Source organism: Monashia sp. HAY1-5C, from assembly GCF_056755255.1.
On sequence record NZ_JBPGXG010000470.1, the window covers coordinates 1 to 259 of the forward strand.

Sequence of the window (259 nt, forward strand, 5' to 3'; positions counted from 1 at the left end):
TTGCTGACCCCCCTCCGCCGCAGATGGTACAAGCCTTGCTCGCGGACCAATTGCCTGGCCGTCGTGCTGAATTGTTTTTGAGACGTCAGGCCACTGAAATCGTTGTCCGAATTCGGCGAATAGGGAACAAAACCACTGCTAAAGACTGAGCGGCTATTGAGCTTGAGGGTTTTGAACAAAGCGCCGTTGCCGGGAGGATCATCTTGCAGATCGATCATGGAGGCAGTGAATAGACACTCGAGATCGATCAAGACGGGAT

General features: G+C 52.9%; 1 protein-coding gene. It reads right to left on the reverse strand.

Going from position 1 to position 259, the window contains the following annotated elements; all coding sequences use genetic code 11:
* Positions 1 to 218: hypothetical protein (locus tag ACR9ZK_RS22470; RefSeq protein WP_481344143.1), on the reverse strand; the 218-nt coding region annotated here is incomplete at its 3' end.
* Positions 219 to 259: the final 41 nt, after the last annotated feature.